Consider the following 18205-nt stretch of genomic DNA (forward strand, 5'->3'; position numbering starts at 1 on the left):
GGTTTCCTTATGATAATGTGCGGCGCTTATGCCGGCCGTGAAGGCGAGTTGGTCAGTGGCATATGGCCCCGGCGTAACAGGCGGATACTGAAATACACCATAGAGCCAACCACCAGCGCGCCACCAAGGACTGCTACCAGGTAACAAAGTTGAATAAAAAACGCGAGCCAGCTGATCTCGGGGGAGGCAAATGTGCGATACAACAAGATGCTGACACTCCCCAGGTAACCCGCTGAATCGGCGAGGTAAATTAAAAAACCCGCATTCGCCGTTGAACCTACGGCTGAAATCATGCGATCAAACAAAAAGCAGTTATACGGGATGTAAGCGATATACAGTCCGGCACCCAGCCACACCATCCAGCTTTTGCCGTCTATCCAGTGCTGCTCAAACGCATAGGTGGTGCCTCCCAGCAGCACACAACCCAACAAAATAAAGCCATGATTACTTAAAAACGCACTGGTGTTGTTCTTAATCATCACCATGGCAGCGAGCACAAACAACACGACACCGGCGATGCGAATGCCTGCATAGGCAAAAATCGCAGGCTCTTCGCCGTGACCGAGTGCCTGCCAGATCTCCGCAGAGAAGTTATCGCGAAAATCTCGCAAACCGGTAAACAGCAAAAAGCTGGTGATAAGCAGTAAAATGCCCGGCGCATAACGGAGGAAAAACGCCAAGCGCTGTTGAGCATTCATAGGCGCACGGGCTTGCCTTGCACTTTGGTCGTCCGGCGAAGGCGGCGGGGTTTGCGCCAGCAAATACACCGATACAAATAACGGTACAGTGAAAATGGCCCCGGTTGTGGCTGGCACCCAGTATTCTGTTACGTTCAGATCGACCATCAGCCATTGCCCCACTGTGCGCACCAAACCCGATGCCACAATAAAGGTCACACTTAAAAACGCGCCGAGGATCTCTGACGTTTTTCGCCCTTCTAAAAAGCTAAAAACAATCCCCCAGATCATGCCAAGCGGCACGCCATTTAAGAACATCATCAGCGGTTTGAGTTGCTCCGGTACCAGTGCGAATAACACCAGCGCTAACTGCGCGGCCATCACCAGTGTCAGTATGGCCAGTGCTCTGCGATTTGCAGTTAACTCGGATACCACCTTGATACCTATGAATTTAGACAACAAATAGCCAAACACCTGAGCCAGCACCAGCGCTATCTTAAAATCAAGCACGCCAATAAACGCCTCAACCTGCTCGAACTTGCCAACAGAAAAGGGTTTACGAAACGCATACATGCAGAAGTAAGTCATAAATGCCGCCGAAGAAGCATACACAACAAACACCCAGGTGTGGCTGCGCTGAATAACGCGATTGATGAATGACATGACACTATTACCTGAAAAAGAAGACTGGGAAGGCTAACCTTCCCAGTTGACAGTGCGATTAAAAGAAATCGTATTTAAAGCCAATCTGACCACGGATACCGTAGTATTCGATTTGGTTCGGACGCTGTTCCGATCCAGTGAAATACTGTAATGGCTCATCGGTCAGGTTGTTGAGTTCCAGATAAATCATGGCATTGTCGTTGAGGTAGTAAGACGCGGTGGCATCGACGCTTGTATAATCTCCATAATACGTATCCAGCGTCGTGTTATCGCCGTGATCTTCTATGTACTCCCCTTTATGATTCACAGCGATACGCGCCGCAAAGTCACCATTATCATAGTAAAAAGCAACGTTATACAGCGCATCGGCCTGACGGGAGATCTTCACTTTATCGTCACGACCCGGGATGTCCATTTCTGAATCCATCAGGGTAAAGTTCACGCTCATACCAAAATTGTCGAGTGACTCATTGACAAATGCCAGACTGGAATTGGCATTGAACTCAATCCCATGCAACCAGGCATCATCGCCATTCAGCGGACTTTTCACCGTTACTGAATTGCCCCGATAAGTGCCCTGATAGCTCTGAGAGAAAACCGGATCGATGATCTGTTTATAAAAGTACCCTGCGGAGATAACGCCAGCATTATCAAAGTAGTGCTCATACATTAAATCAAGGTTATTTGAGTAAGTCGGGTCCAGCTCCGGGTTGCCTGAGCGCAACTGGTTTTCAATTTCCAGGTACGTGCTGCCCGGTGATAGCTGGCCAAAACCAGGACGGGCGAACGTACGAGTCAACGCCAGTCGTACATTGGTCATTTCGTCCTGATGATAGGTAACATGTACTGAAGGCAACACGGACCAATAGTCCTTACCGCCATGCTCTGGTTCAACGCGGGTTCCGTCATCATTCTTCACCGCCACATAACCAAATACATCCGTTTTGGTCTGCGTTGCACGCAGGCCACCTAAGATTGTCCAGCGCTCTGATGGCGTGTAAGTCGACATACCGTAGACAGATAAATGGCTTTCTTCCAGGTCAAAGTTTCGACTTAAGCCACCGCCGTTTTCTACCACCTCAGAGTCGTCTAGATCGTAATTTAACTTGTGATTGTTTTCGTCCCACCAGCGCTTCAGATCATTCACCGGGATCACTTTTGAGAAGTGCTTTTGATAGTCAATCTCATAGTTGTCCAGGTAGTCATGTCGACCAGGTTGATCCACTAAGCTGACGCCTAACTCATCTGCTACCTGAGCCAGTGTCGGCGTTGGTCCAAACTCGTCGTCGTTCCAGCTGTAAAACTTATCGAAGAAGCTGGCATTACGTTCTTTGTCTCGGTATTTAAAGCCAGCTTTAAACTCAAGCTGGTCTGAATATGTGTGGATCAGGTCAAACTGGGCAACGATTTTGTCTTTTTCTTTAATATCTACCCCATAGAGCTCAACATCTGCCAGCACGGCTTTGTTGGGATCCATCACCCAGTCATCCGGCAGGTGCATACCAATCTGGTGCGCCGGATCGGTGCCGCCATCTATGGTGTTATAGATCAGGCCGGTTTCTTTGTTTGCGCCATCGCGCATGCCCACATCAGCATCAAACTCGACACCTTGTTTAAACTTCACCACATAATAGGCATTGTCTTTACCATTAGGAATGTCACCATACTCAAACTGATTCTCATAGGTACTCAGCTTCCATTCCAGACGCGTATTAAAATCGATGTCGAACTCACCACCAAACTCAAACCCCGTCATCTCGGTGATCAGTTCATCATGAATATGCTGAAGCTCTACGCGATTTTTGTTGTAGCGTACTCGATGCTTGTAATGGGTTTCCACGTCCGATAAGGTGCCATACATGGCTTTAGCATAGACAACTCCTTTATCCAGCAGGTATTCACCCGACATATTCAGACCGTAGGTTTTGCGCGTTCCTGTGTAGTCACGTAGTTCTAATCTGTGTACACCTGCGACGCCTTCTTCATCCACTTCACGGCGTGGTTCATAGTTGTCAGTTGCCCAGTCACGTTCCCAGGCGGTGGCATTGATTAAAAAGCCAAACTTATCATTGGCTAAACGGTCACCGTAGAGTAGGTTAAAGGAATGACTGCCGCCTTCGGCTTTCTCAGAATCTCCTACGCCCACATTCACAGACAGCAGGCGCTCATCCGGTGCCCGGCGTGTCACAAAATTGATGTTACCGCCAATCGCATCTCCTTCCATATCCGGCGTAATGGCTTTGGATACTTCCACCAGCTCAATCATATCGGTCGGGAAAAAATCAAAGGCCACCGCACGGCTGGTCGTCTCTTCTTCCGCGGTCGGTAAGCGATCACCGTTTATCGACGTAGAGTTCCATTGAGCCGGCAAGCCACGAACAGCCACAAAGCGACCTTCCCCCTGATCCCGTTCAATGGATACGCCCGGCATACGCTGCACGGCTTCCGCCGCATTACGATCTGGCAATTTGCCTATGCCATCCGCCGACAGTACATTTTTAATATTGTCGGACTCTTTTTGAATGTTGATGGCCTTCATGGCACCACGGCGCATATGGCCCACGGCGACCACTTCTTCCAGTGTATTGTCGTTACGATTAAGGCTTAAACTGCCCAAATCCACAACCTCCCCATCCACGACCGTGATATCAAAGTCAGCAGACGGATAGCCCAGATACTCCACACGCAGCGTGTGTGTGCCCGCAGGCAGGCGCGATAAATTGAATTGCCCCTGATAATCGGTCGATGTGGTTGATTTAGTACCCACCACTGAAATTTTAGCGCCTGATAGCGTGCCTGATGCATCCGTAATTAAGCCTGTAATTGAGCCATCTGCCAGCGCAGAAAAACTTGTCATGGCCAATATGCCCGCGGCTATCGGTGTCAGTTTGTTCATGTCATCCCCAAGAAAAGTTATTTAATAATTAGCAATTGTTTGGTCTAGACCAGATTTTGAGAAACAGTTTATGGGGCATGTATGACAAAGGTGTGTCGCATTTTTGAAGCTGATATTAATGGGCAGGTGGCATTTCGGCGTGGCACAAACGACTGTACGGGTACTTGGTATTGTTCACTGACTGCATAGTGCTTTTTCATTAAAAAGAAGTAAAAACAAAACAGTACAGACCAGTCACTCCATATTCCATGCAGATTTGTCCGCTACCCTCAGCATAAAAGTACCTAAAATAAGAAACTAAGGAACGCGAATGAACACCAAGTTAAATGCGCTCTGCCTAGCAGTTACGCTGGGCGTCTCGGGCCAAGCAATGGCGGCCTGTAGCGGCCTTGCCGGTGGTGCCTCGGCTTATCTGGACGGCGACACACTAAAAGTTACGGGGTCAGGCCACGGCGAACAATTCACCCTCAGTAAATCCGGCGATACTCTGACCGTGACCCGTAAAGTGGGTAGCAACAGTAGCTGTGAAACCTTCTTTATGAGCCAGATCAGCGCGCTTGAAGCGCGCCTGGGCAATGGCGCCGACTCGTTCAATGCCAGCAATATTTCGGTGCCGCAAACCTTGTATGGACAATATGGTAACGACACCCTGATCTCCGGCAATCAGAACGATCGCCTTTATGGTGGCCGGGGCAACGATACGCTCAAGGGCAACAGTGGTAACGACCAGCTGTTCGGTGAAGATGGCAGCGACACGCTGCACGGCGGCTGGGGCAATGATCAGCTCAAAGGCGGCAACCACCATGACAAGTTGTTTGGTGACTACAATGACGACACCTTATGGGGCGATGATGGCGGCGACTTGTTAATGGGCGGTCAGGGGACCGATGTGCTCTATGGTGGCAACGACAACGACTATCTGGGCGGTGGCTGTCGTCTGGCCAATGCCAACAATGGCTATATTTATGAGCAAAGTAGCTGTAACAGCAATCGCGATGGCAGCGATAAACTCTACGGCGGTGCGGGCCATGATGTGCTCAGTGGCGACAAAGGCAACGACACTTTGTATGGCGAAGATGGCAATGACTACCTGACCGGTAATGGCGGCCGTGAAGATCGCTTACATGGCGGCAACGGCAATGATGCCTTATATGAAAATGGCGATGGCAATCCAAACAGTCTGCGCTGGCACAAAGCCTGGGGTAACAATGGCGATGACTTCCTCTTTACCAATAGTGAAAACTCTAATCAGGAAGGCGGTAAAGACAATGATGTGATCATCACTTCTTCTAGTGGTTTTGAGGCCAAAATCCATGGCGGAAAAAGTGCCGACTACATCTGGAGTGCCGACGCTGCGCCTCAGGGTACCTGTGGTAAAGGCAAAGATAAGGGCATGGTGTTCCTGAACAGCTGTGAAGGCACCACCTGGGTGAAAGACTATCAGGGCTTGTTGTCTAAGGTGGATAAGAGAAGCAACTTCAATAACCCCTATTATGACGCTGCCAATGCCGTAGTTGAAATGTCTGGTGAATACTCGGGCTACAACAATGGCTGGCGTAGTCTGGGTGTACGCCCGACGCCCTTATACGACATTGTATCCAGTGCCGTCTTTGGCCGCTGGCTGAGCGATCAGTCTACGCTGCCATATTCTTACTATGAGTGGCGAGTTGATTATAATGTCGGAAGCTCAGGCATTTATGGTACTTACTTTAACTGTATGGAAAACAATGTGGCCTATATGTGCCGTCATGTGATCCAGCAAACTGAGACCTGCTATAACAGCAGCGGTGACTCCATTAGCTGTAGTTAATTTATATTAAACCGCCTGACAGTAATGAGTGTACTACAAGGATCCTTGAAATTGATCCTGGCTAATCGCACCTCACAGGATACAGGCCTGTAACTACATTTAGGTATAAAAAAGCGCGACAGAATTGCTCTGTCGCGCTTATATACAAGTATGATCTCTTTCTACTTGCTTAGTTCAGTTCACCTGCTTCACACTCCTTCCACTCGCTCAGAATGCCGTCACTCGCAGCGCGCCAGCTTTCAAAGACATAGGTGATTTCAGGGATTTCTTTAATATTGAACGAAAAATGGAACCCTTCAGCTCTGTCTTCAGTACGAACACAAGGTACTGCAGGCACTATAGTACGGAAATCCAGGTCAGTGCCTTTCGCGATCACGCTGCCTTCTTGTAGCCCCTCAAAGTAAGGAGTCAGGCTGACTAAGCCACCATTAATGTGGCTGACTTTGACGTTTTCAATCGTGTAGTCTCCATCAACCGCTGTTAGTGACCATTGTATTGCCCCTTCCGTTGTGTAAGGTTTAGAGCTGGCGTAAAAGTCACTCGCGTAAGGCGGTTTGTTTTCGTAAGGTAATGGGTGCCATAAGCTTTCATTGTCTTCGTTCAGACTGCGCAAACGCACCCCTTTGGCATCTTCCATCGCATCAACAATAACCACAAAGTCGTAGTCTTCTGCATCATCAATCAAGTCTGTTGCAGAATAACGGAATACGTAAGTACCTGGTTTAGTAAATACCTGGCCTCTGCTATCAGGGCAATCTGCTTCATCAGGATAACTAGTAAATTCACCACCCGAGGCCGGTGTACTCACTAACTCTTCGTGTGTATATACCTCGTCTCCGTCGGCATCAACCACAACCGGACGGTGTAAAAGCGACATACATGGCAAAATTTGATAGTAGTTTTCACCCGGGCTTAAACGACTCCAGTTGCGCGCCCATACCACTGAGCGGATCTCTGGAACGGTGTTCGAAACTTTAGCAAAACCGCTATCCTGAGAGTAGCTCTTCGCTCTCAGACCACGGTCGTCCTCAACGATCAGGCGTGCGGTGTAGGAACCCGGCACATCCGTGGTGACTCTAGCGCGGCGATATTCTTGTGACTCAGGTTCAATGATAGGTTCAATTATCGCATTACTACCATCAGGCTTATCAATCAGCTCCCAGTGGAAAGTCATTGGATCATCGTTCGGGTCGCTACTTGATGCATCAAAGACCAAGTCATTGCCTACAATCACAGACTTAGCCTGTGCATCCACACTGCGCGTTGACGGCTGGCCATTGACGTTACCCACTTTGGCCACCATTTTGGCTTCCTGGGTTACCTCGTTAACGCCATCAGTGACGGTCATACGTACAATGTAATCGCCCGCAACATCCAGCTTTTGGATCTTTTTGCCCAATGGTTTCCATGAACCAATATCGACCAGTTCAACCGTACTGCCCTCAGGTTTGGCTATCAACTGTGCATCCACGATCTGCATATCATCATTTTCGGGATCATAGCCAATAAAGTTAAACTCAGCTCTCAGGCCAACTTCCTGTTCACCAATGCTGTAAGATGGGAAGTAACCCGTCGCCTGTAGCTCACCCACAGGAGCGGCGTTAGTTTCAGCATTGGGGTCGGCCTCAACCGTTACTTTAATCTCTGCAAGGTCGCTCTTTCTGTCACCATCAAAAACAAACATTGTCATTGTGTATTCGCCAGCGGCCACAGGTGTAAAGCTCACCGAACTGGTTTTGTCACCGGCTAGCTCAGGGACAGGGACATCGCTTGGGTCAACGGCTCTTGATGGCCACTGCCAGCGGTATTGCAGTGGCTTACCTTCCGGGTCGTAACTTTCTCCCGCATCCAAAACCACCGTCTGACCTAGCGTGACCGTGACATCTTCGACCTTAGCGACAGGCGCTACATTAGCAGCCTCAACACTGACAATGACTTCTACCGGCTCACTGGCATTGTCATCCAGGCTAACCACCAACTGCATTTTATAATCACCGATAACATCCAGATCAATGGATGCAATGTCACGGTCTGTATTATTTAACTTACCAGCACTGTCTGTCGGCTTTTCTAGTAATTTCCAGTTATAAGTTAACGCCCCCTCAGCATCTGTTGGCAAAATACTATTACTGGCGTCTAGTTCCAGAGAATAGGTACCCAATGGCACCTGGTAGTGTGTTTTTGGCAGAACAGCGACAGGTTTTGCGCTGGTTGCCTTAAATTGCATACTGCTCACTTCACTGCTAACTTCACCGTCACTGACCATCAGAGTTACCACATAGTCACCAGGCAGATCAGCTTCAAATTCAGTATTCACGCCATCTTTACTGCTCAGGCTTGCTTTACTGAAGGCTGGTAATGTAGTGATTTTCCACTCATAAGTAAGCGTGCTATTCTCGGCACCTGTGCTCTGCTCGCCGCTTAGCAATACTTTTACGCCCCCTTCCTCTACAGAGAAGGTGTTGCCACTTGCTGATGCAGAAGAAATGGTTGCCACGGGTTTAACCACTTCTTTGTCTGTGTCAGAACCGGAATTATCTGGAGTCTGTGTTGACGGCGTTGTTGGTGTGGTTGTTTGTGTGTCGTCAGAGCTGCCGCCACAGGCGGTTAAGGTAACAGATACCCCTAATGCAGCCAGAATACTGAGTGCGCGATTCATATATGTCTCCGTTGTCAGGATTAATGAGTTTAAAATTCGAGCGTTAAGCTGAGTTTTGCAGTTCTGCCAGGAGCTGGTACTAAACCGAGACTCAAAGCATCGAGGTAGTAACGATCCGTGATATTGTCTATGGTCAGGTCCACTGCGACCATGTCGTTAAATTTGTAGCGAGAGTAAAAATCAATCAGGCGATAGCTGTGCCATAGCACAGGCTCATTGAAGCCAGTCGGGGCGTTATATCTGGGTATTGAATTTCGTTTACCCATTAAAGTACCTCGCAATCCCACCTCCAGCTTTTTCTCCATCAGTCTCAGACCAAAGTGCACACTGGCATGCCAGTTTGGCGGGATCATATTGTTGATATAACTTTGCGCAAGGCCCCAGTCGTTACAGTAATAACGCACGTAGCTGCCGACATTACACACTTCAATTTTGCTGTAGTGGGTGCCGTTCAATTCAACCAGCCAGGTACTGGCATCGTAGCTGAGGTTCATTTCCACGCCATTGAGTGTCAGGCTGTCAATATTGCGCAGACGGAAAAAGTCCAGCCCTCCCTGAGTTTGCTCCCAGGCATTAGGTTGGGTACGCGTCAGGTAATCATCAACATGGTTATTAAACACTGCCAGCTTAGCGCCAACCTGGTGCCCCCATTTAAAAGCAGCCTCATTGAAGTAGTTAATACCTAGCTCACGGTTCAATGCGCGCTCAGGCTTTACTGGGATATCTAATGCCGGACTAACAGACCAGCCAGAGGTATTCTCAAACAGGCTTGGCATGCGCAGCGCTTTGGCATGACGCACATAAAGTTGAGTATATTTGGCAAATTCCCAGGTAGCTGTGAACATGGGAGCGCCACCTGAATGCTCATTACGATAGAACACGGCCTGACATCCATCGTTGCCATCACTGACACAGGCCGGATCATTGGTGCTCAAAGGCAACGGGTTATTATCTTTCGACTTAAAGCGCGTATAACGTAAACCTGCCTCAAAGGTCCAGGCCTGCCAGGGCTGCCATATTACATTGGTAAACGCGCTGTATTCATCCCGCCAGCCACTTCTGGCACCTGCGTAAAACCCGCTGTCTGCAGGCGTGTCAGTGTCCATGTCTTCCCATTGCCCGGTAAGACCATAAGACCATTTCAGTTCACCTTTTGGGTAAAAGCGCATCGTATTTGAGACATCCGCCCCCCAACGCTGATACGCATCGGTGCGTGCCGTGTTTGACTCTAGTTCAATTGAACCCACACCTGGTGTATTCAGATCCGTGACAGTATCGGTGTGCCAAAGATTGGCCTCCAAATCAATACCATCCAGTTCCACCGGCTGCCAGCCATACGAAATGGTATAAGTCTGGTTCAGTACTTCACTATCCAGCCACTGACGAGCCTGACCGAACGAGCGGATCTGTGACGGCATCATTTCACCATACTGACTGTCGTAGCGAATGTAACTCAGCTCCAGGCTTTGGTCGTGTGGCAAAGCCAGAGTCGTACTAAGCAACCATGAAGTACTTTCAAAGTTAGTATTTGGAATACGCTCACCAGCCCGAAATCGTGATGCGCCCTCCATTGACACTTCAGTTTCGGTATACCAGGCCAATTTTTGAGGCTCGCCATAGTGCAACACAGGCACAGGACCATTAGTACCTGCGTAATAGTTACCCTGCTTACGATGCGCATAAGCCATTAGCACATCACCCCAATCGAAGCGCTGTGCGCCAGCCAAACTCATGGCATAACTAGAAAAATCAAACAGAGACGGACGATCTATCCCCTCTTCTGGTGCAAAGCGTTCGGGCATTAAATAGCGCTCTTCGCAGTATTCTGGAAAACGGCAATCAGAGCGGTAGGCATTGCGCGGCAGATAGTAACCAGCATATGTACCCGGCTCTGGTGCCTCAGTACTGTTGCCGATACCACTAAGACGCACCCGATAGCCACTTAACTTTCCCTCAGCAACGATGTCCTCGGCTCTCAATGTTTTAACGTTTACGATACCTCCGGTTGCTCCGGTACCAGATGCACTCATAGTGGGACCTTTGTTGATCTGCATATTCCCTATCAGATCAGGATCGATATAGCTGCGACTTGAAACGCCCGAATACCCCCGATATACAGTGGTTTCCTGGCGGCTTCCATCTATCACTACTGGTACCCGCCCTTGTCCTTGCATACCACGGATATTAATATCCAAACCACCCGAGTTACGGTTTTCACTGACCAGAACACCGGCAACCCCCTGAAAGATATCCCCAACACTGGTGCCACGAAATCGTTCAATATTCTCTTTTGTAACGACATTAACGGATGCAGAGCTTTGGTAGGTTTTGGCTTTGGCACTATCACTGTGTGTTTCTACCTGGATGGTATCCAAAGTAACAACGCCCTCAGTGGATTTAGGTTGTATAATCCAGGCACCTACACCAACAGGAATGGCCTGTAAATTGGTATGACTCAATAGAGTCAGCAGCATGGTCTGACTATCAAATTGACCCGAAATCGCCGGTACCATGATGCCTGCAACTAACTGCTCTTCAAACGATAAGGTAACCCGAGCCTGACGCGAATACATGTTCAGCACATCACCCAACTGACCAGCTGGCAGACGAAACTCGACTGTTTGTGGCTGCATATTGGTTTCGTTTGCCAAAACAGGCAAACAAGCGCAACTCAAGGTCGCGGCCAACACTGTTGGGATAAAAGGTAAAGATGTGCGATTGTGCATTAAACTAGGTTCCGTAATTTGTTTTTCATATACTGAGCCGAATAGTGGCCCCAAACCCGTAAAAGAAAATGAAATTTATTCTCATTTTCTTAATTAAGTTTGGAGCCAACTGAGGAAAGTGAATCTAAGCGTTTGCTTTTAAAGAAAGTTGAACCCAGAAACGGGTTCTATATTGAAGCTCCGCACCAAGCGTGCGCGCCAATGTTTTTAGGATGAGGTCATGGTCATTGAGCTGAAAAACCCCCGATATCAGGTGCTTTGCCAGCCTGGGGTCGCTGCGCAGTATACCCGAACGATAACGACCCAGCTCGCCGAGTAATTGCTGCAACGGAATGTCACGTACTGATAAAAAACCGTTAACCCAGGCGCTGTAATCAAATACCTCAGCGTCAAGCTGATCTGATTCATGTTGGTTAAACAGCATCACTTCACCCGCTTTAACTCGACGCGCGTACCCACCCAGGCCTTCTATCCACACCTCACCTTCGTCGACCTGTATGACAGAGGCATCTGTGCCCTCACGCAGATTGAAGTGCGCCTGTGAAGTAGTCAATACGCCATGGCTCGAGTGCACTTCGAATGGGCGCTTATCTTTTGCTGCGCTAAGATGTATTTCTCCGCGCGGTACATCAATACGGCGCCAGGTGTCGCTATACTCAACACTGACACTGCTGTGCTGATTGAGCCATAACTGGCTATTATCGGCCAGTGCCACATGTGCTTTATCTGCTCGGGTTGAATGATCTGTAAAAATTGGCTCCAACAATCCCTGCTCATGAGACAACCAACTAACACTGGCGAGTGCCAAGGCTGATCCCCCAAATGTTTTTATAGCTTGTCTGCGCCCTTTGAACTTCACTTCATTGTCGGTAGAAATGATGGTGTTTTTGACCAGCTCAGAGGACGAGTCGGCCACTTTGTTAAAAGTGGCATCAAGGATACACAACCTTTGCCAGGCCAGCTCGTGTTCTGGTTCAGCTTGCCGCCATTGTTCGCACGCACGCAGTATATCACCGTCCTGCCCACGTGATTCTAAGCGTACCCGCCAGGCAATTGCCTGACGAACCACCTCTTCAGAAATAGGTAAAGATGTGTGTGATGATTCCCACATAACGGCCTTCTCAGTCCAGACCAAACATATTGGTGTAACAAACCATCATAGCCTTAGCCACGTACTTTTCAGCTGAAGACAAACTTACTTCCAGTTGAGCTGCAACGTCTTTGTACGCCATGCCTTCCAGGCGAACCATCAAAAAAGCCAGCTTTTCTTTTGGCTTGAGGCCATTCAACAAGCGGTCCACCTGCTCAAGTAACTCGAGTGTTTCCCACTTCTGTTCTGCAGAAGGCACTTGTGCCTCAGGCATATTTGCCAGCATCGTTAGATAGTTTCTTTCCAGGATCTCACGACGTACTTTATCGATTACCAGGTTGTCAGCAATTTTTGCTAACCAGGCCTTAGTACTTCTAACGTTTTCCAGCTTGTCTGGCCGGCCCAGTAATTTAACAAAAGTATCCTGCGCTACATCCTGGGCATCACCCCAATTGTGTGTGCGGCGCGAAATCCACTTTACCAGCCACGCATAATGCTCCTGGTATAAGCTATCAAGACTGTTCGAAGTGTTACTGGACAAAGCGTTTTCTCTCGGACTATGTTCTGGAAAGCGCAAAAGTGTAAATGATATTCAATCTCATTTAAAGGGGGGTTTTTGATAAATTATTCTTATAATTTTTTTTGTCTTTATTTTACGGGTTTAACGTTTGTGACCGTCTCACATTAGTAGAAGTGATAAATTTATCGCCAGCTATGGAGCAGCAACTTTCGTATAAAAGATTTAATATTTTGATTTTATTAACCAATATTCTAGTTACCCAGAAATAATCAGGATCCGTTCATGTCTCTTCGCCCGATACACGTTTTTATGTTCACCCTTTTTGCCTGCGCGTTTTTACCGGGTTATGCGCTGGCAAATAGTACAGACAGCGCCTTTGCCAGCCATGATTTATCCCCCTGGGGCATGTATATGGCCGCTGATTTTATTGTTAAAAGCGTGATGATAGGACTCATTCTCGCCTCAGTGGCAACCTGGGGAATTTGGTTGCTCAAAACTTTGCAATTGAATAAAGCCAGAGAGAATGCAAGTACAATGTTGGCCAAACTCGTCAACAGTCAGAGCTTCAAAGAAGCAGATAACGCAACAGACAACATAGAACACGAAGTCATCTTGCTGATGGCTGCAACCAAACATGAACTTGCACTGTCTGGTGCGGGTATGGTGTCAGACGAAGGCCTCAAAGAGCGGATCATGGCACGTCTGGAACGTGTACAGGCAACCCTCTCAAGTAATATGAATCAAGGCACGGGTGTGCTGGCGACCGTGGGCTCTGTCGCCCCTTTCGTTGGGTTGTTTGGCACCGTTTGGGGGATCATGAACAGTTTTATCGGTATCGCAGAAACTCAGACTACCAATCTGGCTGTTGTCGCACCGGGCATTGCCGAGGCCTTGCTGGCCACAGCAATAGGCCTGGTTGCAGCGATACCAGCTGTAGTGATTTACAACCATTTTTCGCGTGCCATTGCCCATTATAGCGCTCTAACCGCCGATATTGTCACCGCAGTTATGGTACTTATCAGTCGAGATCTGGATCGGACCCACCCTGAAGCCAGAGCCATGTCCGACAAGTTTGATGTAACCACGCAGGCTCTGCAGACTAACCTAAAGGCGGCGAGTTAATGGCTTTTTCCAGCGGTAATAAAAACCCTGCATTACCCAGTGAGCAACACGAGATCAACGTGACACCATTTATTGACGTGATGCTGGTACTGCTGATCATTTTTATGGTGGCAGCCCCCTTAGCCACGGTCAATGTACCAGTCAATCTGCCCGCCGTTAGCGGGGAGCCAACACCACAGGAAGAAAAACCAATCTACCTTACGCTCCAAAAAGACTTATCTCTGACGCTGGGTGAAGAGACCCCGGTTCCTCGCCGCTCGCTGGCTGACACGCTGAAAAGCCAGGGCGTTGATGTCAGCAAGAGTATTCTATTGCGTGCTGATACCTCAGTTCCCTATGGCGATTTTATTGCACTAATGAATCAGCTAGCAAAAGCTGGCTACGGCAAAATCGCCTTGGTGGGTGAAGAGCAGGTAGATCAGAACCAATGAGTCTGCTCGCAGGTCCCAGTTACACCCAGCATACTCAGCAACGCAGAAAATGGGTTTTTGCCATTACTGCTGCATTGATATTGCATCTGCTCATAGCACTGGCACTATTGTGGCATGCACCCAAGAAACTGACGCCTCCTCCTGCATCAAGCCCAACAACCTTTGAGGTGAGCATTGTGTCGGCATCAAATCAAGTGCAAAACCAGGACTTACAAGGCCCTCAGCAGGAAGAATCCACAGCTGCCCAGCCGAAACAAACAGAGCCACAGCCAAAAGTTCAACAACAGCCAGATACTCAGGTCAAACCCCTGGCGTCCACAGAGTCTCCTGTCAAAGTAGCAAAACCGCAAGAAGCACCAAAAGAGCAGAAGCAACCCGACACGAAGCCAATACCAAAGCCGCCAAAAAAAGAGCAGTTGATAACTCAAAAGGAGCCAGAACCAACAAAGCCAAAGATCCCAGATGATACTCAAAGCAGCCAGAATAGCAGCAAAAGCAGCCCGGCCAGTGCACAAGCTAAAGCCAGCCAGAATACCTCTGCGAAACAACAAGGGGCGCAAAATAACAGTCATGTTCAAGCCGAAATGCAATGGCGAGGCCAGGTACAGGCCTACCTGGAGCGAAGAAAACGTTACCCTCGCAGTGCTAAAATCCGTGCACAACAAGGGGCACCCTGGGTTAAGTTCAGTATCGACAGACAGGGGAATGTGCTTAGTGTCAGTCTTTATCGTGCTAGTGGCATTGCAGCCCTGGATGATGAAGCCATCGCACTGGTTAACCGGGCAGCGCCTTTGCCTGCACCACCCGAGAGCGTAGCGGGTAACCCTATTACAATGGCCGTTCCCATTGCTTTTTTTATCAAAAAGTAACCCCTTCTCTACCCACTCTCAGGCCTCTTCATATAGCCCTCAAGACTCATTTTACACAAAGATATTGAGGGTTTTGCCAACTCATTCGTTCTCTATAGTAAGACCTTTTTTATTGAGTGACAAAATGAGTAACTTAAGAGCAGAACATTACCCCCGAATGAGTAAACTGAGAATATCTACATCCGCTGTGCATGATCAGCTTGATAAAAAGATCATGGATCAGTCTCCGTTTGCCAGCCAAGAACATTATGGCCTGTTCTTACGCTATCAATATCATCTGATGAACTATGTTGCGTCTTTATATCAGTGTGACCAGCTAGCTTTGATGATTAACAACTTAAAATCACGAGACCGTACCGAACAGCTACTTGCTGATTTTCAGGATTTGGATATGACGCAGCCTGCTCAGGTGATCAGTAATACTCAATTCAGTGCGTCAATGCATGAAAGCCTAGGCTGGCTCTACGTTGTTGAAGGCTCGAAGCTGGGCGCCGCAGTGTTGGCCAAAGAGGCTGAAAAGCTAGGCCTGCATAGTGGGTTTGGCGCACGTTTTCTGGCCGGTTCCGGTGCAGACCGGGGGTCAAACTGGCGTCAATTTATGCAAGATATTGAAGCACTGACTCTGACTGTTCAGCAAGAACAAGAGATGCTCAATGGCGCTCAGGCAGCCTTTAAATTTGCCAACCAGCTAGTTGAGTTGAGCTATAACCAAGCGCCAAACCTTACAACCGATGTTGCTTAAACTAAAACAAAATGCCACTAAGTATAGCTATATGCTAGGTGGCTATGTGGCACTAATACTGGCGTTTATCGGCGCCATCTTACCCGTGATGCCCACTACGGTATTTCTGATCATTGCTCTGTGGTGTTTCACTCGCTCTTCATCATCTTTGGAGACCTGGTTGCTCACTCACCCAAGGTTTGGCGAGGCTTTACAAAACTGGCGCACCCGCCAAGTGATCCCAAAAAAAGCAAAATACTTTGCGGCGTCTAGTATGCTTACAAGCCTGCTTGTTACATGCTACCTATATCCACTAGGCTGGCTACAAACGGGGCTCTTTTTCGTTTGCGCTTTTGTATGTAACTATCTGTTCGCTAAACCCAGCAAACCAACCGACATGACTAATCAGACAAGATATAGCCGTATCAATGTCTCACTCATAGTGAGTATCGTCTGTGTGATTTCACTCAACTCAATATTGCCGTGATAATTGCTACTAAAGCATCCCAATGCTTCGTTGCCCGTGATTTCATGCCCTACGAACATTTTAAATCACACAGATTTGTTATACTATAACAAATTGTATTGAATGGAACTGTATTCTGAAAAAGCCTGCTCAAAATTTAGCCGAACTCAGCTGAAATGAATTGAGGAAACTATGAGAAATCTATCTGAGAAACTGGACAAATACGCCATCGGCTTGTCTGCGATGTGCGTCGTTCATTGCTTGTTTGTGCCCCTGCTGGTTGCCCTGCTGCCAGCGTTCGGTGCAACCTTCTTTTCAGATGAGGCATTTCATCGCTGGCTACTCGTTGGTGTGCTGGTGACCAGCAGCAGCGCGTTATTTCTGGGGTGTAGAAAGCACAACCAGTGGCGTATTTTGGGCTACGGCACCGCAGGTATCGGCGTATTATTCTTCGCCGCATTTTTTGCCCATGACTTGATGGCAGCGGAGGGGGAAAAGCTGCTGACCATTTTCGGCAGCGTGTTGCTGGTGATCAGCCACTATAAAAACTTCAACCTGTGTCAGACCGGGCGTTGCCACTAATCCACCCTGCATGGCCGCCTTTACAATCAATGTGCGGCCAAGACCTGCGAGACAAGCTCATTCAATTTGCCAGGATCACTACCCGGTCCAACGACCAGTAATTTACTCCCCGTAACCGGCTCGCCTTTAAACGGGCGAATCGACACAGCACCATCCGGACATCGCTCAAAATAAGTGTAGTCAGAACTTGTACCAATGCGTGTACAACCTTTCACGCGCAAAATGGTCTCGGGTATGCGCGCACACAAAGCCTCAATACAGGTTTCATCAGGCAAAGCAGGTAACGCCACAGAGCAGGACGCCCAGTGTGATTTTTGATGCTCAAATGCTTCAACATTACCCGACACAGGTGACAGCTCCGGCAGCTGACAAAGTGCAAGCTCACTGACACCCTGAATTGTCGCGTTTGGGTTCACCTGATGAAGCTCATCCTTAACAGCCTGTATGCGCGCGTCGGATAAACCAGTGTTATGTGTGAGTACAATGAGCGAAGAGACCTGCACCTGGTTTGCTTCCAGTGCATTATGCTCACCACGGCGTTGCCAGTTTTTGGCATCGACCACCGCGATCTGTACCGGGGGTTTGAAGCATTCGTCCAGCCCCACACCAAGAAACCCCATCAAACGACAGGCATCGGATGTACCATTCGCTTCAATCAAGGTGATCCCTCGCTTGCGCTGAGGAATACGATTAATGCTGTCGCGCAGCGCGGTGATGCCGCTGCAACAAATACAGCTGCCATCTAGCGGCTTTAACGCCCCTTCACTGAGCTGCTCAGCCAGTTGTCTGGCATCCAGCTCGGCGTGCTCATAATCATTGAGGATCACATAGGGGTCCCAGTCGGCTTTCTGAGCCTCAAGCAGCAGGCGTTTTAACAGCGTGGTTTTGCCTGTGCCCAAAAATCCCACCAATACAAGGACAGGTTCCATACTTATTTTACTCTCCAGCCACCTACAAGGCAGTCATTGCCTGA

General features: G+C 48.6%; 14 protein-coding genes. 7 read left to right on the forward strand and 7 right to left on the reverse strand.

Going from position 1 to position 18205, the window contains the following annotated elements; all coding sequences use genetic code 11:
- Positions 1–26: 26 nt before the first annotated feature.
- Both L1285_RS04470 and L1285_RS04475 read right to left on the reverse strand, forming a co-directional pair.
- Positions 27–1340 carry a DUF5690 family protein gene (locus L1285_RS04470; RefSeq protein ID WP_235411129.1) on the reverse strand — a complete coding sequence of 438 codons (1314 nt, stop codon included), beginning with the start codon at positions 1338–1340 and terminating at the stop codon, positions 27–29.
- Positions 1341–1398: 58 nt separating this feature from the next.
- Positions 1399–4236 carry a TonB-dependent receptor gene (locus L1285_RS04475; RefSeq protein WP_235411130.1) on the reverse strand — a complete coding sequence of 946 codons (2838 nt, stop codon included), beginning with the start codon at positions 4234–4236 and terminating at the stop codon, positions 1399–1401.
- 310 nt (positions 4237–4546) lie between these two features.
- Here L1285_RS04475 and L1285_RS04480 point away from each other — a divergent pair, with 310 nt between their 5' ends.
- On the forward strand, positions 4547–6046 hold the full coding sequence (locus tag L1285_RS04480) for a calcium-binding protein (RefSeq protein WP_235411131.1): 1500 nt from the start codon (positions 4547–4549) through the stop codon (positions 6044–6046).
- 169 nt (positions 6047–6215) lie between these two features.
- Here the strand turns inward: L1285_RS04480 and L1285_RS04485 are convergent, their stop codons facing one another.
- The 4 genes from L1285_RS04485 to L1285_RS04500 all read right to left on the reverse strand — a co-directional run bounded on the left by L1285_RS04485 (position 6216) and on the right by L1285_RS04500 (position 13062).
- Positions 6216–8705, reverse strand: a complete 2490-nt coding sequence (locus tag L1285_RS04485) for a PKD domain-containing protein (protein ID WP_235411132.1) — start codon at positions 8703–8705, stop codon at positions 6216–6218.
- A gap of 29 nt (positions 8706–8734) precedes the next feature.
- On the reverse strand, positions 8735–11338 hold the full coding sequence (locus L1285_RS04490; protein ID WP_235411133.1) for a TonB-dependent receptor: 2604 nt from the start codon (positions 11336–11338) through the stop codon (positions 8735–8737).
- A gap of 217 nt (positions 11339–11555) precedes the next feature.
- Positions 11556–12542, reverse strand: a complete 987-nt coding sequence (locus L1285_RS04495) for a FecR domain-containing protein (RefSeq protein ID WP_235411134.1) — start codon at positions 12540–12542, stop codon at positions 11556–11558.
- 10 nt (positions 12543–12552) lie between these two features.
- A complete protein-coding gene (locus L1285_RS04500; RefSeq protein WP_235411135.1) occupies positions 12553–13062 on the reverse strand; it encodes a sigma-70 family RNA polymerase sigma factor in 510 nt (169 codons plus the stop codon).
- Positions 13063–13323: 261 nt separating this feature from the next.
- On the opposite strand from L1285_RS04500, the gene exbB reads away from it, so the two are divergent.
- The 6 genes from exbB to L1285_RS04530 all read left to right on the forward strand — a co-directional run bounded on the left by exbB (position 13324) and on the right by L1285_RS04530 (position 17232).
- On the forward strand, positions 13324–14163 hold the full coding sequence (gene exbB / locus L1285_RS04505) for a tonB-system energizer ExbB (protein ID WP_235411136.1): 840 nt from the start codon (positions 13324–13326) through the stop codon (positions 14161–14163).
- A complete protein-coding gene (locus tag L1285_RS04510) occupies positions 14163–14594 on the forward strand; it encodes a biopolymer transporter ExbD (protein WP_235411137.1) in 432 nt (143 codons plus the stop codon). Before exbB ends, L1285_RS04510 begins: the two co-directional genes overlap by 1 nt.
- Positions 14591–15463 carry an energy transducer TonB gene (locus L1285_RS04515; RefSeq protein ID WP_235411138.1) on the forward strand — a complete coding sequence of 291 codons (873 nt, stop codon included), beginning with the start codon at positions 14591–14593 and terminating at the stop codon, positions 15461–15463. The genes L1285_RS04510 and L1285_RS04515 overlap by 4 nt, the downstream gene beginning before the upstream one ends.
- 124 nt (positions 15464–15587) lie before the next feature.
- Positions 15588–16205, forward strand: coding sequence for a biliverdin-producing heme oxygenase (locus L1285_RS04520; protein WP_235411139.1), 618 nt, complete (start codon positions 15588–15590; stop codon positions 16203–16205).
- 31 nt (positions 16206–16236) lie between these two features.
- A complete protein-coding gene (locus L1285_RS04525) occupies positions 16237–16671 on the forward strand; it encodes a YbaN family protein (RefSeq protein WP_235411140.1) in 435 nt (144 codons plus the stop codon).
- Positions 16672–16842: 171 nt separating this feature from the next.
- On the forward strand, positions 16843–17232 hold the full coding sequence (locus tag L1285_RS04530; protein WP_235411141.1) for a MerC domain-containing protein: 390 nt from the start codon (positions 16843–16845) through the stop codon (positions 17230–17232).
- 26 nt (positions 17233–17258) lie between these two features.
- Here the strand turns inward: L1285_RS04530 and L1285_RS04535 are convergent, their stop codons facing one another.
- Entirely contained in the window at positions 17259–18161 is a 903-nt protein-coding gene (locus L1285_RS04535) for a GTP-binding protein (protein WP_235411142.1), read from the reverse strand.
- Positions 18162–18205 lie beyond the last annotated feature (44 nt).

The organism is Pseudoalteromonas sp. DL2-H2.2 (assembly GCF_021532535.1).
GTDB lineage: Bacteria > Pseudomonadota > Gammaproteobacteria > Enterobacterales > Alteromonadaceae > Pseudoalteromonas > Pseudoalteromonas rubra_A.